We start from the raw sequence: 22,929 nt of genomic DNA on the forward strand, positions 1-22,929 counted from the left end.
CGACTCAATTAAAACAACATTCAAGAGAGAAGCAGATTTAAGGTAGAAGCATAATGAAACAGAAAATCCTCTTTATCGACCGTGATGGCACACTAATAGAAGAACCCGTCACCGACAAGCAGGTCGACAGTCTGGCTAAGCTGGTGTTTGAGCCTCAGGTGATCCCGGCGCTGCTTAAGCTGCAGGGCGCTGGCTATCGCCTGGTGATGGTCAGCAACCAAGATGGCCTGGGTACCCCCTCCTTCCCCAAGGATGACTTCGATGCGCCGCAAGATATGATGATGCAGATCTTCAACAGCCAGGGCGTCAAGTTTGATGAGGTGCTTATCTGCCCTCACTTTGACGATGAAAACTGTAGCTGCCGCAAGCCTAAACTCGGCCTGGTTAAGGCCTATCTCACCGAAGGGCGGGTGGACTTTACCCAATCGGCGGTGATTGGCGACAGGGAAACCGATCTAGGCCTGGCCGACGCCATGGGCATTAAGGGGATACAGTACAATCGCGATAGCATGAACTGGGACGCCATCGCCGAGCAGCTCCTTGGCGGCAATCGCGTGGCGACCGTGGTGCGCACCACCAAGGAAACCGATATCAAGGTCACGGTCGATCTCGACAGTGAGCTAAAGAGCAGTATCGATACCGGCATAGGTTTCTTCGACCACATGCTGGACCAAATCGCCACCCACGGCAATTTCAGGCTGGACGTCAGTGTCGATGGCGACCTAGAGATCGACGATCACCACAGCGTGGAAGACACGGCGCTGGCCATAGGCGATGCACTCAGACAAGCCCTTGGGGATAAACGCGGCATCGCCCGTTTCGGCTTTAGCATCCCCATGGATGAAGCCAGTGCCAGCTGCCTGCTGGATCTGTCCGGTCGCCCCTTCATCAAGTTTGAGGGGCAGTTCGAGCGTGAGATGGTGGGCGAGATGGCCACCGAGATGGTGCCACACTTCTTCCGCTCTCTGGCCGATGGCCTGCGCTGTACACTGCACCTCTCCACCCAAGGGGACAACGATCACCACAAGGTCGAGAGCCTGTTTAAGGTATTGGGCCGCACCCTGCGCCAGGCGGTAAAGGTTGAGGGTGACGCCTTGCCATCGAGCAAGGGGGTGCTATGACAAGCCAGGAAACTAAGGCGACCACTGACTCCACCATCATTATAGATACCGGCTGCGCCAACTTAAGCTCGGTGCGCTACGCCTTCGAGCGTATCGGCGCCGATGTGGAGGTGAGCGACGATATCGCCAAGATCAAGGCCGCCACCCGCGTGGTACTGCCGGGCGTGGGTACCGCCAAGGCCGCCATGCAGGCGCTTAAGGATAAAGCCCTTATCGACACCATATGTGGCCTGACCCAGCCAGTGCTCGGCGTGTGCTTGGGCATGCAGATGCTAACCAGGGCCTCACAGGAACGCGGTGGCTTAAGTTACGGGAATAGTAGCAAGAACTGTGAGTGTCTGGGGCTGATCGACACCAATATCGAGCAGCTCGATTCAAAGGGCCTGCCCCTGCCTCACATGGGCTGGAATCAGATAAGCCCGAGCGGGCATCCGCTGTTTGCCGGCGTTGCCGAACGGAGCTACGTCTACTTCGTTCACAGCTACCGCGCGCCACTTGGGGATTTCACCATCGCCAAGAGTGAATATGGCGAGGGCTTTAGCGCCGCCATCGCCAAAGACAACTTTATGGGTGTGCAGTTTCATCCCGAAAAGAGCGCTGGCGTGGGTGCCACTATCTTGAAAAACTTTATGAAAATGACCAGCGACAGCTTTGCCAAGGAGAACGCCCTATGATCATCCCAGCAATCGATCTCATCGAGGGACAGGTGGTGCGTCTCTATCAGGGCGATTACACCCAGCAGACCACCTTCGATCTCAGCCCACTGGCGCAGCTACAGCGCTATCAGGCTCAAGGCGCGACCTGGCTGCATATCGTCGATCTGACCGGCGCCAAAGACCCTGACAGAAGGCAGACCCGGCTCATCGGCGAGCTGGTCGACAATCTCGATGCCAACATTCAGGTCGGCGGCGGCATTCGCAGCGAAGCTCAGGTCAAAGAGCTGTTAGCGCTCGGCGTCAAGCGGGTGGTAATAGGCTCTCTCGCGGTCAAGCAGCCCGAGTTGGTACAGGGCTGGCTCAAGACCTATGGCAGCGATGCCATCTGCCTGGCGCTGGATGTCAATATCAACGAGGCGGGCGAGAAGATAGTAGCCGTCTCCGGCTGGCAAAGTGGTGGCGGCAAGACACTGGAATCCCTGGTCTCCACCTTCGCCCCCTATGGCCTCAAACACGCGCTGGTGACAGACATCAGCCGCGACGGCACACTGCAAGGCAGTAATACGGCGCTTTATCAAGAAATTGCCGAGCGCTACCCAGAGCTCCAGTGGCAGGCCTCGGGCGGTATCGCCACCCTAGATGATGTTGCCGCCGTGCGTGACAGCGGCGCCAGCGGCATCATCATAGGCAAGGCACTGCTCATCAATAACTTTAACGTAGAGGAGGCGATCGCATGCTGGCCAAACGCATAGTGCCCTGCCTGGATGTCAGAGACGGCAAGGTCGTCAAGGGCGTGCAGTTTCGTAACCATGAGATCGTCGGCGACATAGTACCCCTTGCCGCACGATACGCCCTTGAGGGCGCCGACGAGCTGGTGTTTTATGACATCACCGCCAGTGCCCACGACAGAGTAGTCGATAAGAGCTGGGTCAGCCGAGTCGCAGAGCAGATAGACATCCCCTTCTGCGTCGCCGGCGGCATCAAGAGTATCGAGCAGGCGCGCGAGAAGTTGGCCTTCGGCGCCGATAAGATCTCCATCAACTCGCCGGCGCTGAGCGATCCTAGCCTGATCGATCGCCTACAGGATGAATTTGGCCGCCAGTGCATAGTGATCGGCATAGATTCCTACTATGACGCCTATAGCGACAGCTACAAGGTGAAGCAGTTTACCGGCGACGAGGCGGCGACCAAAGATACCCAGTGGTATACCCAGGACTGGGTGGAAGAGGTGCAAAAGCGCGGCTGCGGCGAGATAGTGCTTAATGTGATGAACCAGGATGGCGTCCGCCAGGGATATGACATCAAGCAGCTTGCCATGGTGCGCGCCATCTGCGACGTGCCGCTTATCGCCTCGGGCGGTGCCGGCACCATGGAGCACTTCCTCGAGGTGTTTGCACAGGCCAGCGTCGATGCCGCCCTGGCCGCCAGCGTGTTTCACAAAGGCATTATCGACATTCAGGCATTGAAGCGTTACCTGCGCGACAACGGCATCCAGATGCGGCTGTAACCGCCCTTAATCTGCTCCAAGGAATAAAGATGAAAAACGTAGAAGATTTCAATAATTTGGACTGGGAAAAACAGCAAGGCCTGCTACCTGCCGTGGTACAAAACCACCTCACGGGTAAGGTACTGATGCTGGGGTATATGGACAAGGCCGCGCTGGCTCAGACACTCACCAGCGGCAAGGTCACCTTCTTTAGTCGCAGCAAGCAGCGGCTGTGGACCAAGGGTGAGACATCGGGCAATACGCTGGATCTCATCGCCATCGACAGTGACTGTGACAACGACAGCCTGTTGGTGCAGGTGATCCCTAATGGCCCCACCTGCCACCTGGAGCGGGAGAGTTGCTGGCCCGATGGCGAGGCGCACCCCTTCATCGACAATCTTGCAAACCTGATCGCCTCACGCAAGGGGCAAGACGCCAAGAGTAGCTACACGGCTCACCTGTTCGAGCGAGGCACCAAACGCATCGCCCAGAAGGTTGGCGAGGAGGGACTGGAGACCGCCCTGGCGGCCGCCACCCATGACAAGGAGGAGCTGGTGAACGAAGCCTCAGATCTTATCTATCACCTGCTGGTGCTACTTGAAGATCAGGAGCTCAGCCTATCTGACATCACGGCTAACCTGCTAAAGCGCCACAGCGCAGCAGAAAAATAGACTAGGCCGGTTCGGGCTTGCTGGATTGACTGGCTGTATTGACTAAAGGTATTAGCTGACGGTATTGGCTAAGGGTATCAGCCGATAAGCCAATACCGTCCAAACCAAAGCATTAGTTAGCCTGACACCAAACTGCCAGCTGGGCCCAGGACACAAGCTATGAGGTCTGGGATCTGAGCACAAGCTCTAAGGTCGGGGATCTGGGCGCAAGCCCAGAGCTCAAGCCCAGAGCAAAGCCCTGAGCACAAGTCCTGAACACTAGCCCTGAAAACAGCCACAGCCTCTATACCCAAAGATGGGCGCGGTGCATGCCGCGCCCTTACCGCGCCCTTACTAAACAAAATGCCCCTGAATCCCATTGATAGCTAAGGAAGGTGCGAATAAGTCCCGTACTTGCTCTGCGTGTGCTTAAAGTGGATAGATGCAAGGCACAGTTTGCAGCGAATGGCCCTAGTCCTTCGCAAGAACTGTAACGCAGCAAATACCGCTGTAAGCCTCGCCCTGCGGGGCTTTGATAGCAACACCATTTCGGCGTTATTCAACTTCAGCAGGCCTCGGCATGCCCTCAGTTGAATGCCTTGAACTGTCGCTGCTATCAAAGCCAGAGCTGTAAACCTATTTCCTCTGCCTATACCTATGCCTATGCCTATGCCTATGCAGATCGAGCATGGTATCGACTATTAGCAAGACGCACACTCGTATGCAAGAGTCTTACACGACCTATGCTTACGAGCTAGAAGGTGCGCTTGGTGATTGGACACTACAAGTCACTGACCACAGAAATAACAACGGCGGTATCTTAAACAGCTGGACCATGAATCTGTCGGGCGCGCCGGCAAACCCAGTTGATTTCCTACCAAACGTTCAACTTGCTACACCGATGAACAACGCAGCCTTCGTAAATGGTGAAACTGTCAGCTTCAGTGCTTCAGCAAGCGATACAGAAGACGGCGATTTGACTACAAACATTGTTTGGACTTCAAACATTGACGGTGTGATCGGTAACGGCGCATCATTCACTAAGTCTGACCTGTCTGTAGGCGACCACGTAGTAACGGCTGCGGTAACTGACTCTGCAGCTCAGCAGGGCGTACGCACTGTTGAGTTCTTTGTCGCGAACCCTAACACAACTGTTACTGGCGAAAACACAACTGCAATCCCTCTTCCAGAGTGGGGCGGCCGTGTATTCACCGAAATCGACATGGCTAGCGGTGTCGCTATCGATGCCCTGGAAGTCAGCGTTGATATCTCGTTCGACTCGGTACAATACCTAAACGTTTGGCTACAATCGCCACAAGGTACCCTGGTTAAACTGGTTACTTGGCGTCAATTCTGGAACAAAGACTTGGTTCATACCTTCAACCCAGTTGAGTTCGCAGGTGAGTCTACTAAGGGTAAATGGCGTCTATACGCAGAAGATACCTCTAGCTACACAATGAACGGTGTACTTAACAACTGGAGCATCTCGGCTTCTAACGGTGACGCAATTGCACCACCTCCGGCTGAAAACACAGCGCCTGAGCTAACTATTAATGCCCCTATGGGTGGTACTAGCTTCATGGTTGGCGACAGCATCACCTTCGACGGTACTGCTATCGACGCGGAAGACGGTGACTTAAGTGCAACTATCGACTGGTACTCAAACTTTGACGGTAAGATAGGTACCGGCGCCTTGTTCAGCACGAGTGCACTGAGTGCAGGCGACCAAATTGTGACTGCCGTAGCGACTGACTCTGAAGGTGCGTTCAAGCAAGCACAAGTAAGCTTCACTATTGAAGATGCGCCTGCAAACCTAGCGCCAGTAGCCGACTTCAGCTTCGCAGTAAGCGACCTAGACGTGCAGTTCTCTGACATGTCAGGCGACACTGACGGTGCGGTAACAACCTGGTCTTGGGACTTCGGTGACGGCGCAAGCTCTGCACTAGCTAACCCTGGCCACAGCTACACAGCTGCGGGAACTTACACAGTCACTCTAACGGTAAGCGATGACGACGGTGCGACGCACTCAATCACTAAAGACGTCACTGTGACTGAGCCTGTACCAGAGCCAACCATCATACTGGACGGCAGTGCAACAGTAAGTGGTGATCGCGTCACCGTTTCACAGAACTGGACGACGCCTAGCAAGATGAACCTTGATATCTATCGTGACGGTACTCTGTTGAAAGCCGGTGAACGTAAGTCTAGCTACACCGACCGCTTTAGCTCAACGGCCACTAGCTTCACCTACCAAGTATGTGAAACTGGCACAGACAACTGTTCTTATGAATTGACTATTGTTCCAACCAATAAGTCAAAAGGTAACAGCAAAAAGAACTAAGTAACTCGGGGGGAAGGTGTCGTTTTGGCCCTTCCCTTTTTTACCCTCTGACATTAGCTAAACCTTATCGGCATAAAGGCCGAAACCATCATTTCTTTATCAAACACCTGAGGCATTAGAGGTGAACACTAGACGCTCTGCGCTACTTATTGCGCTGCTTTGCACCATCACACAGGCATCTGCCGAATTTATAACACCCTATCGGCCCTATGAGTCACAGCGGCTTAGACTGGTTTACCAGGTTCAAACAGACGATTCCGTGAGCGCTCTGGCACAAGATTCAGGCCTGGCGCTGGAAGATATAAAACAATCCTTGACGAGAAAGGATACTGAAAAGACTCGCCCCTCCTCCGCCTTATCCAATAATAAAAAATCACTAAGTGAGGTTATTCAGGCTCCCCAGGCAGGCGATTTAAATATAACAGTACAGGCCGGCGCCCAGCGCAGATCTGCCGGCGAGACGGCAGTTTATTACTTTAATACCCAGGCAGATCTGGAGTGGCAGGGCGATATTAGCCTAAGCCTTGCCTCTTCCCTGGCCAGTGCACGCCTTTCGACCCGTTCTATCATCGCCGGTGAGCCTTTTAGCCTCAGCGTACCCACGACGCCTAACTGCCAGTCGGACGACTATATGTTTACCATCACGGCGACGGCCAAAAACGGTAAACAGGTTCGCCAACAGGCGGTAAGCCTGGAACTGCTACCAAACCACACCATAACTCACAGCTATAACAACACACAGAAGATCACCATAACGGATCACAATACCCATGGCATAAAGAGCATCATCAAAGTGCCCCAGACAGGCACAGTCTATGGCATTAACCTCATGGTTGAGATAGATCACCCCTGGCGTAGCGATCTTCAGGTCACCCTCACCTCCCCCTCTGGCATTCGGCACACCTTAGATAAACGAGACGAGCCGACAGCGCGCTCCTGCCACTATCGCCTTAAGCAATTCGAGGGGGAAACCAGCCAAGGCGACTGGACACTGAGCATCACAGATCGCGCATCGGGCGATCAGGGCTATTTGCACGGCTGGACGATGGAGATCTTGAGCTATGAGCCCCAATCTCCATCTGATTTAACCAAGAGCCTTAACTAGTCGCGGTTTAGCCCTGAAAAATCTACATAGGTTAGGAGGGAATTCACCCCATAAAATCCATATAGAATAGGGGGCCATTTGCCCCCTATGAGCGATCATCATCCTCTTATCAGAACACACTGTTTTTACTGCCACAAATGCTCGGAAAAGGCTGTTGTCCATTGGCAGTTCTGCTACAATTTCGCCGTAATTTCCTCCTCCAACATTACATATAAAAATATAAGACCCTATGAATCAATCAAACAAAGTTTTAGCCGTTAATGACGACCTGCCTATTCGCACCGACAAGCCGGTACACTCGGGTAAAGTTCGCAGCGTCTATTGGTTGACAGCCGAAGACAGCGCACGTCTTATTGCGCAAAAAGGTTATGACGTTCCTGCCGATACGCCACTGGCCATCATGGTGATCAGCGACCGTATCTCCGCCTTTGACTGTATCTGGCAAGGCGAAAACGGCCTCAATGGCGTGCCAGGTAAAGGCGCGGCACTTAATGCCATTTCAAACCATTGGTTCAAATTATTTAAGGAGAAAGGCCTGGCCGACAGCCATATTCTGGATGTGCCTCACCCCTTCGTCTGGATAGTACAAAAGGCCCAGCCCGTGATGGTCGAGGCAATTGCCAGACAGTACATTACCGGTTCTATGTGGCGTGCCTACAGCAAAGGCGAGCGTGACTTCTGTGGTATCACCCTACCTGAAGGACTGGAGAAGGATCAGAAGCTGGAAGAAGTGCTGATCACCCCATCGACCAAAGGTGTCTTAACCGGCCTCGAGGGTGTCCCAGAAGCCGATGACGTCAACGTTTCACGTGCGGATCTGGAGCGCCACCTAGAAGGCTTTAACTTCCATAGCAAGGATGATATCGACCTGTACGAGAAACTGCTTAAAGAGGGCTTTGCGGTGATCAGCGAGGCCTTGGCCGCACAGGATCAGATCTTCGTCGATACCAAGTTTGAGTTTGGCTATGTGAACGATGCTAACGGTCAGGAAAAACTCATCTATATGGATGAAGTGGGCACGCCAGATTCTTCACGCATCTGGGATGGTGAGGCACGTCGCAATGGCAAGATCATTGAGAAATCAAAAGAGGGCTTCAGACAGTGGCTGCTAAACCACTTCCCGGATCCCGATATCCTGCTAAACAAGGAGCGTATGCCTGAGCGTTTCGCCCTTGCCCGTGACAACAAGCTACCGACCGAGGTGATGATGGATATCTCTAACACCTATGTTGGCATCGCCGAAACCATTATTGGCGAGAAGCTTCACCTGAGCGAGAACCCTCGCCAGGAGATCATCGACATCCTGCGTGATGAGTACCAGTTAATCCAAGCCTAACCGATACTCAACCTGGCTGAGCTTGCCAAGGATAACTCGAAGTTTGATAAAAGATAAGGCCAGCACTTACGAGACGCTGGCCTTTTTATTACGCTTTCCTGGCTTTTGTTCTTGGCTCTACGTTCCTAGTTTCAGTTCTTAGCTCTATGTTCCTAGTTTCAGTTCTTAGCTCTATGTTCCTAATTTAAGTTCTTAATTTTAGTTCTTAGCTTTTTTGTGCCCAGCCTCTTTGCCTCTTCTATCGCAGTGATAGTTTTATTAATGATTAGGAGCTGAGGCGCTTCACCCTCATCGAGGCAAGGAATTTACACCAGAACAAACGCCAGTACGACACAAGCACAAGCACCAGTACAGACAACAGAAAAGGCACAAGCAAGGGTTGGATTAAAAGCCCCAACCTGGCTACGCCCCTTACTATCACAACAAAATATAAAGAATCCCTTAATATTTTTTCACAACTTTCTTAATCCAATCTTAAACTTTTGATTTGCCGCGCCCCTGCCCAACTTGATATGGTATGGCAGCAATCACATCTTTAGCGCCCCCATGCCAGTTAGGCAATAAAACAACGATTGGGCGCCAGCAACAGGGAGATCCCATGCGTAAGTCTATTCTCACCACGGCTATCTTAGCCGGTCTATACCTCACAGGCTGTTCTCAACCAAATCAGGAAGCAACTAATAACCAAGAAACAAGTGCCCAGGAAGCAAGTAGCGAGGCGGCAAAACCCGCAGCGCAGGCCAGTGAAGGTCAAGTCCACGCCAGCAACGTACTACTCAAGAAGAGCGCCCTACAGTATCAGGCGCCAGAGTTCGACAAGATCAGCTTCGACGATTATGCCCCCGCGTTTACCCAAGGGATCATAGAGCACGACAAAGAGATCCAAGCCATCATAGACAATCAGGCGGCCGCCGATTTTGACAACACCATAGTTGCCATGGAAAAATCCGGCAGCTTGCTTACCCGCGTGGCCAAGACCTTCTTTAACCTGGCCAGCGTCAACTCTAACAGCCAGGTACAAACCCTCGAAGCCGAACTCGCACCTAAGCTGTCGGCTCACTGGGACAACATCTTCCTTAATCCAGAGCTGTTTGCCCGCGTCGAAAGCGTCTACAAGAGCCGCGACAGCCTCAACGCCGAAGATAAGCGCCTGGTCGAGTTCTACTACCTGGCGTTTGAGCGCGCCGGTGCCAAACTGTCTGACGCCGACAAGGAGAAGATGCGCGATCTTAACGGTCAGCTCGCCAGCCTGACCACAGAGTTTTCTAAGAACGTTCTCGATTCCTTCAAGAAAGAGGTGATCATAGTTAAAGACAAGGCAGAACTCGACGGCTTATCTGATGCCGAGATCGCCACCCTGGCCCAGGCGGCTAAAGATGCCGGCCAGGAGGGATACCTGATCACCTTGGTGAACACCACCCGCCAACCTATCCTCTCCAGCCTGAATAACCGTGCGCTAAGAGAGAAGGTCTGGAAGACCTCGGCAGACCGCGCAATGGCCCTCAATGGCCCTAACATCATCAAGCAATCACACCTACACGCCGAAAAGGCGGCGCTGCTGGGCTATGATTCTTGGGCAGCCTACACGGTTGCCGATCAGATGGCCAAGACACCTGCGGCCGTGTATGAGATCTTAGATGATTTAGCCCCCAAAGCGGTCGCCAAGGCCAAACAAGAAGCGGCCGACATTCAGGCCCAAATTAAGGCCTCAGCCAAAGACTTCGAACTGGCACCATGGGACTGGGCCTATTACAGCGAAAAGGTACGTAAGACCAAGTACGATCTGGATCAGAGCCAGGTGACTCCCTACTTCGAGTTTAATCGCGTCCTCAACGACGGCCTCTTCTTCGCCATGGATAAACTCTACGGCATCACGGTCACGCCACGCAAAGATCTACCCGTATGGAACCCGGATGTGCTAGCCTATGAGATCTTTAACAAGGACAAGAGCTCTATCGGCATCTTCTATCTTGACCCTTATGCCAGAGAAGGCAAGAACGGCGGCGCCTGGATGGACGAGTTTGTCACCCAGAGCGGCCTGCTGGGCACTAAGCCTGTAGTCTACAACGCGCTGAACATTCCAAAGCCAGCCTCAGGGCCAACCCTGATGACCTATGATGAGGTCAGCACCATGTTCCACGAGTTTGGTCACGCGGTTCATGGCCTCTTCTCTCAGGTCAAATACCCAAGCGTTGCCGGCACAGCGACCCCGAGAGACTTCGTCGAATTCCCATCACAGGCGAACGAAGACTGGTCAATCGATCCGCAAGTCTTAGCGAATTACGCCAAACACTACCAAACCGGTGAGCCTATTCCTGCCGAGCTGCTCAAGAAGGTGTTGGCGGCGAATAAATTTGGACAGGGCTTCGATACCACAGAGTATCTGGCCGCGGCCATTCTGGATATGGAGTGGCACTCCATAGGTGTCGATGCCAAGATTGACGACGTGGCTAAGTTTGAGCAACAGGCGCTGGCGAAACACGGCATCGATTTTGCCCCTATCCCGCCACGCTACAAGTCGGCTTACTTTAGCCATGCCTTTGCAGGCGGTTACTCGGCGGGCTACTACGCCTATCTCTGGACCGAAGTCTTCGCGGCAGATGCCTTCGACTACATGAGCCATAACGGTGGCCTGTCGCTGGAGAACGGCAACAAGTTCCGCGACAACGTCCTCTCTAAGGGCAACAGCGAAGATCTGATGCAGGACTACATCAAGTTTACCGGCAGAAAGCCTACGGTCGATGCCCTGTTAAAGCACCGAGGCCTGACAGAATAATACTTGGGTGAATTGCAGGCATGAAAAAGCGGCTCAATGAGCCGCTTTTTTTATCACTTACTTACTGTGATTGGCATAACGCTAAGACAACCTCTAACGCCAGCAAGCATGCCCTGCCAAAGCGTGAGCGCCACATAGAGGCCTACATACTAGTAGATAGAGGCTTCTCCCGGCGGACGGGTACGCAGCAATTTCAAGAACCACATATATTGCTCAGGATAGGCGTTAATCACCTGCTCCACCGCGCGGTTTAATGCCAGCGCCTCATTCTCCTTACCCTTCATCTCATCCGGTGAGATGGGCGCGAGTACCGTCAGCAGATACTGGCGCTTTTGCTGATCATAGCCAATCTTCACCGGCATCACCTGGGCATTGCCGGCCGAGGCGAGACGGCCAACCACGGGCAGGGTCGCCTTGACTGTGCCTAAGAATGGCGCGAACACACTCTTCTCCGGACCAAGGTCTTCATCTGGCAGGTAGAAGAAGCTGTTATCGTTTTTCAGCTCGGACAGCAGCGCACGAATACCCGCCTCCCGCATATAGACGTTACCCCCCTTAGAGCTACGCATACGATTATTAAACCAGTCGAACAACTTGTTACGGTGCGCCTTGGCCATGGTGACCATGGGCAGTTCCAGATTCAACCTCAGCCCGGCGTACTCTATGCCCCACACATGGGGCATGATGAAGATCACCGGCTGACTGGCATCACGGGCGCTCTGCACATGTTCAAAACCCTCAAGCTGAACGCGGCGACGCAAGTGAGCATCTGAGCGCAGCAGCAGTTCAGACTGCGCCAACAGGATCAACACGAAGTTCTCTATGTTGTCATCGAGCAGTTTATCGATCTCGGCAGCCGACTTATCGGGAAAACAGGTCTCCAGGTTTACCCTGGCCACCCTGAGCGGCTTCTTGGCAATCTTCTTCACCAGACGCGCCAACAGGCGAGCTATCGGATCCCGCAGCCAGGCAGGCATTAGGCCGAAAAACACCAGAAGGCCTATGGCAAACCAGGTTGGCCAATACTTGGGATGCAATAACTCGGCGCGAAAACGGCGATCGAAATACTTTGGCTTTTTAGACATGGCTTTTTTAGATATGGATTCTCTAGACAAGAGTCAACCTCTTCCTCATCTAGCGCCTGTACAACACAGGCTGTAACAACAAATAACCAGTTCAGAAGAAACAGAAAAAGCCACTCAAGGAGTGGCCTTCTCTATGTATTAAGTCGGATTATTTACCGGCGTTAGCCTCTTCAACACGACTCTTCAGTTTCTGTCCTGGACGGAAAGTCACCACACGGCGAGCAGAAATCGGGATATCTTCGCCTGTTTTAGGGTTGCGACCCGGTCTTTGATTTTTGTCCCTTAGGTCAAAGTTGCCAAAGCCAGATAACTTGACCTGCTCACCACTCTCGAGGGCTTGACGAATTTCTTCGAAAAATGCCTCAACCATCTCTTTCGCAACGCGCTTGTTAATGCCAAGCGTTTCAAAAAGATGTTCTGCCATTTCGGCTTTGGTAAGTGCCATACTTTTAATCCCTCAACAATGCGTTGAACTCGGTCTTGAGTTCAGAAACTACCTTTTCTACCATTTCAGCAATTTCTTTCTCTTCAAGCGTACGAGCGTTGTCTTGTAGTGTAAGTGCAATCGCCAGACTCTTTTTACCTGGTTCAACACCTTTACCTTGGTATACATCGAACAAGTTTAAGCCAACCAACTGATTTTCGCCAACTTTTCTTATCAAATTTACAACATTTCCTGCCGAAACATCTTCGTCAACTAGGATGGCAATGTCTCGTCGGTTTGCTGGAAACTTAGACACAGTCTGGGCTTGCGGCAAACTCGCGTGCAATAAAGCGTCTAATTCGAGCTCGAATACGATGGTTTTACCATTTAAGCCGAAGGGCTTTTCCAGGCTCGGATGGACGGCACCAATGACACCAATTACACGATCATTTCTTAAGATTTCAGCACATTGCCCCGGATGAAGCGCCGGATGAGATGCTTTTTTAAAAGTAAATTCATCCTCTGAAACTGTCAAGCCGATAATGGCTTCGAGATCGCCCTTAAGGTCGAAAAAGTCGACAGTTTTTGATTCCATCGACCAATGTTCGTCATTTTGGTTACCGGCAATGACGGCACCCAGCATAGCTTGTTGACGCACACCTGATTCTGCATGCTCATCTGGTACGAAACGCAGACCGGTTTCGAACAGGCGTACACGGTTTTGCTGACGGCTCTGGTTGTAACCCACAGCGGTCAATAGACCGGTGAACATTGACAAGCGCATGGCCGACATCTCTACCGAGATTGGGTTTGGCAATACCATGGCATCGCTGCCAGGATGCACCAGCTGTTGCAGCTTAGGATCGACGAAGCTGTAGGTCACGGCTTCCTGGAAACCACGAGCAACCATCATGGCGCGCACACGCTTAAGGTCAATATCGGCCTCGTTGTGCAGCGGCATGCTCAACGCGGCAACCGGCGCAACATTCGGAATGTTGTTGTAACCATAGATGCGGGCAACCTCTTCGATAAGATCTTCTTCGATCGCCATATCGAAACGGTAAGTCGCCGTGGTCACCTGCCAGTTATCATCACTGCGTGATACGCTAAAGCCCAGACGCTCGAGGATCTCGGTCACATCGGCATCGCTAATGTGATGACCCAATACGCGGTCTAGCTTGCTGCGACGCAGCAGGATGTCTGCAGGCTGAGGCAGATGCTCGTCGGCCTTTGCTTCGACCACAGGGCCGGCTTCGCCGCCACAGATCTCGAGTACCAAACGAGTGGCTCTGTCCATCACCTTGTGTTGCAGCTCAGGGTCGACGCCACGCTCGAAACGGTGTGACGAGTCAGTGTGCAGACCCAGGCGACGGGATTTACCCATGATCGCCAGCGGCGCAAAGAAGGCACACTCAAGCAGGATATCCTGAGTCTCGCCGGTCACACCCGAATATTCGCCACCGAACACACCGGCCAAGGCCAGCGCTTGGCTGTTGTCTGCGATCACTAGCGTGTCGTTTGGCACAGTGATTTCGTTGCCATCGAGCAGGGTAAGCTTCTCCTCACCATCGCCCAGACGGATCTGGATCTTGCTATCGATTTTGGCTAAGTCGAAGGCATGCATAGGTTGACCGAACTCGATCAACACATAGTTGGTGATGTCGACGATAGGATCGATAGAGCGAATGCCACTACGACGCAGCTTTTCCTGCATCCAGAGTGGCGACTGCGCCTTAACGTTTACATTCTTCACCACGCGGCCCAGGTAACGCGGGCACGCACTCGGCGCCTGGTTATCGATCTCGATAACATCATCGATGCTAGGTGCTACGGCTTCCCAGGTTGGCGCGACAACGGCTTGGCGGTTAAGTACACCCACCTCGCGAGCCAGACCCACCATGCCGAGGCAATCGGCGCGGTTAGCGGTAAGATCCACATCGATGATCGCATCATCGAGATCCAGGTACTCGCGAACATCCTGGCCAATCGGCGCGTCCAGCGGCAGCTCGATAATGCCATCACTCTCAATCTCTATGCCAAGCTCGCCATAGGAGCAAAGCATACCGAAAGAGGGCTGGCCACGTAGCTTGGCCTTCTTAATCTTAAAATCACCCGGCAGTACGGCACCCACCATGGCCACAGCCACTTTTAGGCCCTGACGGCAGTTTGGCGCGCCGCAGACGATATCGATCAACTCATCCTGACCGACGTTAATTTTCGTCACACGTAGCTTGTCGGCGTCTGGGTGCTGGCCACACTCGACCACCTCACCCACTACAACGCCCGAGAAATCACCGGCTACAGGGTCGACACCGTCGACTTCCAGGCCCGCCATGGTGATCTGATGTGACAAATCGTCACGACTAATACTTGGATTGACCCACTCACGAAGCCAAGACTCACTGAATTTCATTATTTACTCGCTCCGTTATTTGAATTGCTTAAGAAAACGTAGATCGTTTTCGAAGAATGAACGCAGGTCATTAACCCCATAACGCAACATAGAGAGGCGCTCAACCCCCATACCGAAGGCGAAACCTTGGTACTTCTCGGGATCGATGCCGACGCTGCGTAGCACATTCGGGTGAACCATGCCGCAACCCAATACTTCTAACCACTTGCCATTCTTACCCATTACGTCAACTTCGGCCGAAGGCTCAGTAAACGGGAAGTAAGAGGGACGGAAGCGTACTTGTAGATCTTCTTCGAAGAAGTTGCGCAGGAAGTCATGCAAGATCCCCTTCAACTCGGCGAAGTTAACATTTTCATCGACAAACAGACCCTCTACCTGATGGAACATAGGCGTGTGAGTCTGGTCATAGTCATTACGGTAAACGCGGCCCGGAGAGATGATACGCAGCGGCGGCTTTTCCGTTTCCATGGTGCGGATCTGCACGCCCGAGGTCTGGGTACGCAGCATCAGCTTAGGATTAAAATAGAAGGTATCGTGGTCGGCACGCGCCGGATGATGCTCGGAAATATTCAATGCATCGAAGTTATGGAAATCATCCTCGATTTCTGGCCCCTGCTTGACGCTAAATCCAAGCTCACCAAAGAAGGTTTCAATACGTTCGATGGTACGGGTAACCGGGTGCAGACCACCGTTGTCGATGCGACGTCCAGGCAGGGTCACGTCGATACTCTCGGCGCTCAGCTTAGCTTCAAGCTCCTGAGCCTTTAGGCCTTCGATACGCTCGGATAGCTTTTGCTGTACCGCTTGCTTAGCCTGGTTGACCGCCTGACCAAAGGCCGGCTTCTCCTCAGGACTCAGCTTACCCATCATCTTCATCATGTCGGTGATCTTACCCTTCTTACCCAGGTAATCGACACGAAGGTCATCGAGGGCTTTCAGATCATCTGTCCCTTCGATTGCCTGCAAGGCCTGCTCTACGATTTCTGTTAACTCTGACATCATCTCTTCCAGTACGCCCGCCCTCACACTGAGAGCCAAGACTTTCTATATGCTGACTATTTAATCTTTACGAAAATAGAAAAAGAGACAAATTTTACGTGACCATAAGACGTTTGACTAGGGCTTATTTGGTATTTTTCTAACGAAATCCGTGAGAAAAGGCCATGCAAGCGGAGCAACAAACTCAGATAGGCTAAAAAGCCATCCCAAAATGTAATTTTGATTCGCCGCGATCACAGCAAGCATGTACACTTGAGCCGTACCTTATTTAACAATAACGATAAAAACCCAGTACAAATAAACAACAAACAAACGCCCTGTGACGAAATTCTCGTTAAGTAATCCATTTGTGATCCGATAACGAGATCATCCCCTGGCGACAGAGAAAAGCTATGAGAGAAGTAAAGTTTCGATGGATAGATCAATATCTTATCCATATGACCCTGAAAACCAAGTTCACCATATTGGCAATCATCCCCATCATCACCCTCATGGGGCTTTCCTATATTCTTTATGGACAGTTCAATAGCCAGCTTAAACTGAGTCACCAACAGAGTGCCCTGGCTGACGCCCAGAAGATGGCGGAACTTATCGACCTGAGTCTGCAATATGTTGCGGACGACAAGGCCGATAACTATCAGCAGGCGCTCATCAGTGCCGGCTTTGCCGACCGCCAGTCGTCACTGAGCACCAAGGCGAGTCGCCTGGTAGACAACGGCGGCGGCACCTTAATGCAGGGGGACTCCCTGACGGCATACAGCGGCGCCGCAAGCGCTAATCTGGCGGCTAAGACAGAGGTGACAGATCTCGACAAGGTGCTCAGCTCGGCCCAGAGCATCGTCATCATCAGCCTAGTGGCACTCATTTTGGTCATTCTGATCAGCAGCTACTATATCTCCACCTTTGTCGGCGGCGCCCTCTACACTAACGTGATGGCGCTCAAGCGAGCGGCCGATGGCGACCTCACAGGGCGATTAAACTTCTTCGAGGTAAAGGACGAGTTCAGCATTCTGGCAGTAAGCATAGATACCCTAGTCGAGCGTCAGCATCAGCTGGTGAGCCGCATGACCCAGGCCAGCAGCCAGATCCGCACCGTGGTGCAGGCCTTCAGACAGACGGCCCAGGAGGGACAGACCCTGGCCGCCGAGCAGCGTCAACACCTGGACTCACTGGCCACCGCCATGGAAGAGATGACCGCCGCGGTAAAAGAGGTCGCCCGCAATGCCGAGCAATCCTCCAATGAGACCCAGGAGGCTAACCAACAGGTAGAGGCTGGCTCGAAAGATATCGCCGTCACCGTCGAGGCAATTGGCGCTCTGGCCAACGAAATCGGTGATGCCTCAACCGCGGTGAATACCCTTAACGACAATGCCGCCAAGATCGACGAGGTGGTCACCACCATTAATGCCATCTCAGAGCAGACCAACCTGCTGGCCCTCAACGCCGCCATCGAGGCCGCCCGCGCCGGTGAGCAGGGCCGAGGCTTCGCCGTGGTTGCCGATGAGGTGAGAACCCTGGCCGGACGAACCCAGGCCGCCACAGTTGAGATCAAGTCGATGATCGAGGCGCTGCAGTCAGGCTCTCAGGCACTGACACAGGTGATGAAACGCACGGTCGAGAAGGCCCAAGACGGTAAGCAGCATGTGCTGGAAACCGGCGAAGATCTCAAGGCCATCGCCCATCACAGTGAGCGGGTGTACGAGATGAGCGTGCTGATCGCCACCTCCGCCGAGGAACAATCGGCCGTGGCCAACGAGATCGCTACCAATCTGATGGAGATCCGCAATCAATCTCATGATGTGGAGCAGTCAGCCAATCAGTCGGTCTCGGGCTGTGATGAACTGCACGCCACCGCCGAGCAGCTCGATCAGCTGCTGGTCGGGCTGAAAATCTAGTCAGTTTAGCAGCTTAGGGTGGCCACTCGTCACCCTAAGCAAGCTTCATAAGAGTTTAATCCTTTCTCATTTTGATTTAATCTTGATCTATCACTAATGCATGAATGGATCACAAGCCCCTATGGTCGCCAATGAGAAAGACGAGGCCAGCTCATTTAATACTCAGTGGAAGAATAGCCTTACCTTTAAATTCACCATAGTCCAATTTGTGGTCGCGGTCCTGATCATCGCCTCAAGCATCTGGTTGATCTTCTCAACCGAAAAGAATCATCACATGGACACCCAGCTCTCCCTCAGCCAAAACTATGGCCTGGCGGTTATTGAGCAGCTACAACAAGTCACCTCCAAGATCGAGACACTGGCCAACACCATAGGCATAGTGGGCGAAACCTATCGCGGCGAAGATGAGGTGGTGAAAGAGCTTATCCCTTCCCTGCTCGATATCGGCGAGCGCCATCAGTTGATCGCCGGCGGCGGGATCTGGCCCGAGCCCGGCATGTTCGGTAAACAGAAGACGCGCAACAGCTTCTTCTGGGCACGGGACAAGCATGATGAGTTTCAGTATCTAGACAACTATAACAGCGCCAATGACCCAGGCTACCAACAGGCTTTCTGGTACCTGCCGGCAAAATATTTCCAAGATGGCCATACCCACTGGTCGAAATCCTATGTCGACCCCTACACCAAGGAGGTGATGATCACCGCCTCTGTGCCCATGCGCGCCGATCACAGCTTTATCGGTGTGGCCACCGTGGACATTGCCCTTAGCGGCCTGGATAAACGCTTTAACTTCTCGGACCAAAATCCCCTCTCCAAGGGCTATATTCTGGCGCTGGACAGCTATAACAATCTGCTGGCCGATCCTTTCGATAACGCAGATACGGGTCAATCCGCCATGCTCGGCCGGCCACTGTCTCAACTGGTCCAGCGCTACCCGCAACTTGCCCCCATCGCCAAGCGCATAGCATCTATGGATCAAGCATTTAGTCAACAGATCATGGCCAGTCCTGCCTATCGCCCGGAACAGCTGGAAAAAATACTGGCACAGACGCCCAGAGCAGAGCGGGAGCGATTAACGACACTGATCAACGCCTCGATTAAGGGTAGCCATGGTAAGGCGCCCATAGTGACCCTGGAACTGAAGAGCGAACCCCTGTTCGACGAGCCCGTGCTGGTGTCGATTCTGACCATGGCCCAGACCCAGTGGAAGATCATCTTAGTGACGCCATTATCGAGCCTCGCATCCCAGGCCAATGCTATCGCGCTTAAAATAGGCGCCTTCCTGTTACTGGCACAGCTAGTTGCCCTGCTCATCTTGTTTATCTTCCAACATAAACTCTTTATCCGGCCAATCTTTCAGATCGTCTCGGCGCTGCAAAGCGGTAACCTTGGAAGGCTCGAACTCGATGCCAACAGACGTCAGGATGAGGTAGGCCAACTGGCTAAGGCCTTTATCGCCCGCAGTAATCAGCTGGAAATAGCCTACGCCAGCCTGGATGCCAGCAATCTCGCCCTGGAGCAGCAGTTGGCGATGCAACAGCTGGCGCAGCAGGAGTTGGAAACCAAGAAGGAGCTGATTAATTCCCTCCTCAATGCGTCGCAGAACCTTATCTGCATCAAGGACACCCATGGCCGCTACTCCCTGGTCAACGACAAGTTCTGTGAGGTGATGGGCATAGAGAGAACCCGTGTCATCGGCATGCGCGACAGCGATCTCTATCCGGCGCATATTGCCGAGATCATCAATCATCACGACCATATCTTCTTAGATAGCGATCAGGCCCAGAGCTTCGAACAGCCCATGCCGACCGTGCAGGGTGAGCGCATCTACCTGATCACCAAATACCCGATCAAAGACAAGGATGGCAACATCATCGCCCTGGGCGCCATGGCGGTGGACATCAGCAGCCTAAAGACCAAGCAGGCCGAACTTGAACAGACCATCAAGTTGCAGTCGGCAAGAAATGCCGAGTTAAGGCAGGCATTAGACGCCAAGCCCCAGGCCGCAGTGAAAGAAGGCGTTGCTCCCAAGGGGCTGGCGCAGCTAAAACAGATAGAGCTTGCCCAGCAAGCCATCTTGCCGCAGGTGTTACATCAGTTGCTGAGGCAGGAGCTACAGGCACTAGAGCATATCTTTATTTTGCTACGTCAAATGGATGCCGGCGATATCGATGAGGCCAAGCTCGCCAAATTTACCGAGGCACTGACCAGCCAGATAGATATCATACGTCATGGACAATCTTTGATCAGCGCAGACATCACTGATATTCGCGCCACTGTGGCCGACCTCTTTCTTCAGGACTTGGTCGCTATGCTCAGCCCGCAGCTCATCGCCAAGGAGGTCGAGGTGCAGATCGACTGCCCCCATCATTTGACACTTCCCATCTCGCCCTGGCACTTCTTGGTGCTTTGTCACAGATTAATCGGCAACAGCCTGCAACATGCCTTTCCCGAAAATCAGGCACTAAATCGGCCCAAACGGCTCGTTATTGGTATTGGCTACCATGAGGGCCGACTCACCCTGACCCTAAGGGATAACGGCGTAGGGATAAGTCAAAACCGACTAGAGAAGATGTCACATGCGCTCGCAAACAATAGTGAAGGACAAGGCTCACTCATTAGCATCAATCACTGGCTCAAGGCTCAATTCAATGGCAGACTCACGCTCAGCAGTCAGAGCGCGCAGTTTACCGAGCAGGTCTGCGAGCTGGAACTCGATAAGGCATAAAAAAATCCCCGCATGTATTCACATCCGGGGATTAGACTTTTCGATTAGTACGCTTTAGTGGTCAACAGGCCCTAATAGCTCACTGAGCCACATTGACCAGATAGTGGCCCTGCAACCAGTTACGACCGATTAACAGCTTGTTGGTCATCTTGGTACGGTCTCTGAGATTCACCTTGACCTTATATTCTCTCCCCGGCTCGCCCACATTGAGTTCGACCATATAGCGCACCTCACTCCCCTGCGCGTTGCGAATGAGGGAGGTCTCGACGATACGGGCATGGACACGTTTTGTTTCACCTTTCTCATTTTCTGTGGTGAAAGAGAGCATCTTACCCACGTTTTGCTCCATGTCCGCTACGCCATTCTCCACCTTGAGATCGACCGCGTGCAGCGAATTTTCCACCGCGCCGGTATCGATACGGGTATCAAACAAGAGCCCGGTCTCTAAGATGCTGATGGGCGCTCTGGCGCCGATCAGGCGCTTTTCGGCCACATCCACCACATACTTGCCTTTAAGCCAATTACGGCCAACCAGCAGCTTGTAATCCATGTGGCTTCTATCTCTTAGGTTCACCTTGACCTTACGACTATCACCTGCAAAGCCGACGTGCATCTCTACCATATAGCGGGTCTCTGTCCCCTGAGAGTTACTCACGGTAGAGGTTTTGACTATCTTAGCGCTTAGACGCTTACGCTCACCGGCGGCAGTTTCAGTGGTAAACCAGACCGTCTTACCCACGTTATCTTGCATCTTAGCTGCACTGCCCCCCTGGATCTCAAGGTCGAAGGCGTGCAGAGAGGTGTTACCGGCGCCGGTATCGATACGCGCCTGAAAGACGAGTCCGGCCTCATCGACCGACATCATAGCCGTCTGGCCGATCACGGCTTTATCTGCGCCATAGGCTGGTGCCAGAAGAAAAAATGCCACTAAGATCAAAATTCTAAACATAAAAAATATCCTAATCCCTATGAAACAAAGCCGACTAAGTGTCGGCTTCTCTGGTATGTTAGTCCGGTGAACTCTCTCCCAGCCAGCGCAGCGCCTCATCGGCCGCCTGACGGGCAAACACCTTGACCGGACACGGTGCCATATAGGCCATCACTTTAGCAGTATTGGCCACCCATTCGCTATCTGTGATGATGGCGACTCTGGAAAAGTCAGTCAAATGAAAGAAGCCTAATTTGGCATCATCCCACAAGGTCTCAACAGAAACCCCTTCAAATGCTTCACTAAATTCATACCAGAGTTTAATGGTTGAGTGATCTTGTAACTTTGACTCGATTGCCGGCACCAGAGTCTCGTCGTAGTCGGCGCGAGAGAGTACGCCCCTCGCCTTAACGGCCACGATATCATGGTGAAACCCCGAAAGCAGTTCGATCATCACTCGCTCCTTATAATACCAATCGTAATAAACAATTGATCATTCTAGCTTGTTAAAACGCTCGATAACTGTATTAGGGAAGGTGCGAATAAGTCCCGTGCTTGCTCTGCGTGTGCTTAAAGTGGATAGATGCTAGGCACAGTTTGCAGCGAATGGCCCTAGTCCTTCGCAAGAACTGTAACGCAGCAAATACCGCTGTAAGCCTCGCCCTGCGGGGCTTTGATAGCAACACCATTTCGGCGTTATTCAACTTCAGCAGGCCTCGGCATGCCCTCAGTTGAATGCCTTGAACTGTCGCTGCTATCAANGTGCTTGCTCTGCGTGTGCTTAAAGTGGATAGATGCTAGGCACAGTTTGCAGCGAATGGCCCTAGTCCTTCGCAAGAACTGTAACGCAGCAAATACCGCTGTAAGCCTCGCCCTGCGGGGCTTTGATAGCAACACCATTTCGGCGTTATTCAACTTCAGCAGGCCTCGGCATGCCCTCAGTTGAATGCCTTGAACTGTCGCTGCTATCAAAGCCAGAGCTGTGC

At 52.8% G+C, this 22,929-nt stretch carries 17 protein-coding genes; 11 read left to right on the top strand and 6 right to left on the bottom strand.

What is annotated here, in order from left to right:
• Positions 1-53: 53 nt before the first annotated feature.
• From hisB to L1D47_RS09540, 9 genes are all read left to right on the top strand, one after another.
• Complete coding sequence (gene hisB / locus L1D47_RS09500) at positions 54-1,121, top strand: bifunctional histidinol-phosphatase/imidazoleglycerol-phosphate dehydratase HisB (RefSeq protein ID WP_041511113.1); 1,068 nt, start codon at positions 54-56, stop codon at positions 1,119-1,121.
• Positions 1,118-1,795 carry an imidazole glycerol phosphate synthase subunit HisH gene (gene hisH / locus L1D47_RS09505; protein ID WP_239884374.1) on the top strand — a complete coding sequence of 226 codons (678 nt, stop codon included), beginning with the start codon at positions 1,118-1,120 and terminating at the stop codon, positions 1,793-1,795. The genes hisB and hisH overlap by 4 nt, the downstream gene beginning before the upstream one ends.
• Complete coding sequence (gene hisA / locus L1D47_RS09510; protein ID WP_239884376.1) at positions 1,792-2,529, top strand: 1-(5-phosphoribosyl)-5-[(5-phosphoribosylamino)methylideneamino]imidazole-4-carboxamide isomerase; 738 nt, start codon at positions 1,792-1,794, stop codon at positions 2,527-2,529. The genes hisH and hisA overlap by 4 nt, the downstream gene beginning before the upstream one ends.
• Positions 2,511-3,284 carry an imidazole glycerol phosphate synthase subunit HisF gene (gene hisF, locus L1D47_RS09515; RefSeq protein ID WP_239884381.1) on the top strand — a complete coding sequence of 258 codons (774 nt, stop codon included), beginning with the start codon at positions 2,511-2,513 and terminating at the stop codon, positions 3,282-3,284. Before hisA ends, hisF begins: the two co-directional genes overlap by 19 nt.
• A 29-nt stretch (positions 3,285-3,313) precedes the next feature.
• Positions 3,314-3,934, top strand: a complete 621-nt coding sequence (gene hisIE / locus L1D47_RS09520; RefSeq protein WP_239884382.1) for a bifunctional phosphoribosyl-AMP cyclohydrolase/phosphoribosyl-ATP diphosphatase HisIE — start codon at positions 3,314-3,316, stop codon at positions 3,932-3,934.
• 700 nt (positions 3,935-4,634) lie between these two features.
• The gene (locus tag L1D47_RS09525) at positions 4,635-6,254 is read left to right on the top strand and encodes a PKD domain-containing protein (protein WP_239884383.1); all 1,620 of its coding nucleotides are present in this window, start codon (positions 4,635-4,637) and stop codon (positions 6,252-6,254) included.
• Between the two features lie 259 nt (positions 6,255-6,513).
• Positions 6,514-7,359: a proprotein convertase P-domain-containing protein gene (locus L1D47_RS09530; RefSeq protein WP_239884387.1), complete on the top strand. Its 846-nt coding sequence runs from the start codon at positions 6,514-6,516 to the stop codon at positions 7,357-7,359.
• A gap of 229 nt (positions 7,360-7,588) precedes the next feature.
• Complete coding sequence (locus tag L1D47_RS09535) at positions 7,589-8,695, top strand: phosphoribosylaminoimidazolesuccinocarboxamide synthase (RefSeq protein WP_239884388.1); 1,107 nt, start codon at positions 7,589-7,591, stop codon at positions 8,693-8,695.
• Between the two features lie 598 nt (positions 8,696-9,293).
• Entirely contained in the window at positions 9,294-11,471 is a 2,178-nt protein-coding gene (locus L1D47_RS09540) for a M3 family metallopeptidase (RefSeq protein WP_239884389.1), read from the top strand.
• Positions 11,472-11,620: 149 nt separating this feature from the next.
• Here the strand turns inward: L1D47_RS09540 and lpxM are convergent, their stop codons facing one another.
• From lpxM to pheS, 4 genes are all read right to left on the bottom strand, one after another.
• The gene (gene lpxM, locus L1D47_RS09545) at positions 11,621-12,556 is read right to left on the bottom strand and encodes a lauroyl-Kdo(2)-lipid IV(A) myristoyltransferase (RefSeq protein ID WP_239884390.1); all 936 of its coding nucleotides are present in this window, start codon (positions 12,554-12,556) and stop codon (positions 11,621-11,623) included.
• Between the two features lie 148 nt (positions 12,557-12,704).
• Positions 12,705-13,001, bottom strand: coding sequence for an integration host factor subunit alpha (gene ihfA, locus L1D47_RS09550; protein ID WP_041511036.1), 297 nt, complete (start codon positions 12,999-13,001; stop codon positions 12,705-12,707).
• Between the two features lie 4 nt (positions 13,002-13,005).
• Positions 13,006-15,393 carry a phenylalanine--tRNA ligase subunit beta gene (pheT, locus tag L1D47_RS09555; RefSeq protein ID WP_239884391.1) on the bottom strand — a complete coding sequence of 796 codons (2,388 nt, stop codon included), beginning with the start codon at positions 15,391-15,393 and terminating at the stop codon, positions 13,006-13,008.
• 15 nt (positions 15,394-15,408) lie between these two features.
• Positions 15,409-16,392: a phenylalanine--tRNA ligase subunit alpha gene (gene pheS, locus L1D47_RS09560; RefSeq protein WP_041407220.1), complete on the bottom strand. Its 984-nt coding sequence runs from the start codon at positions 16,390-16,392 to the stop codon at positions 15,409-15,411.
• A 392-nt stretch (positions 16,393-16,784) separates the two neighbouring features.
• Between pheS and L1D47_RS09565 the strand changes: the two genes are divergently transcribed.
• Both L1D47_RS09565 and L1D47_RS09570 read left to right on the top strand, forming a co-directional pair.
• Positions 16,785-18,287 carry a methyl-accepting chemotaxis protein gene (locus tag L1D47_RS09565; RefSeq protein WP_239884393.1) on the top strand — a complete coding sequence of 501 codons (1,503 nt, stop codon included), beginning with the start codon at positions 16,785-16,787 and terminating at the stop codon, positions 18,285-18,287.
• A 100-nt stretch (positions 18,288-18,387) separates the two neighbouring features.
• On the top strand, positions 18,388-21,015 hold the full coding sequence (locus tag L1D47_RS09570) for a PAS domain-containing protein (protein ID WP_239884398.1): 2,628 nt from the start codon (positions 18,388-18,390) through the stop codon (positions 21,013-21,015).
• Positions 21,016-21,094: 79 nt separating this feature from the next.
• On the opposite strand, the gene L1D47_RS09575 is transcribed toward L1D47_RS09570, so the two are convergent.
• On the bottom strand, positions 21,095-21,964 hold the full coding sequence (locus L1D47_RS09575; RefSeq protein ID WP_239884413.1) for a RimK/LysX family protein: 870 nt from the start codon (positions 21,962-21,964) through the stop codon (positions 21,095-21,097).
• 58 nt (positions 21,965-22,022) lie between these two features.
• Positions 22,023-22,397 (bottom strand): STAS/SEC14 domain-containing protein, encoded by a 375-nt coding sequence (locus tag L1D47_RS09580; protein WP_041511031.1) that lies wholly within the window; start codon positions 22,395-22,397, stop codon positions 22,023-22,025.
• Positions 22,398-22,929: the final 532 nt, after the last annotated feature.

This window comes from Shewanella sp. Isolate7, assembly GCF_022398425.1.
Lineage (GTDB): Bacteria > Pseudomonadota > Gammaproteobacteria > Enterobacterales > Shewanellaceae > Shewanella.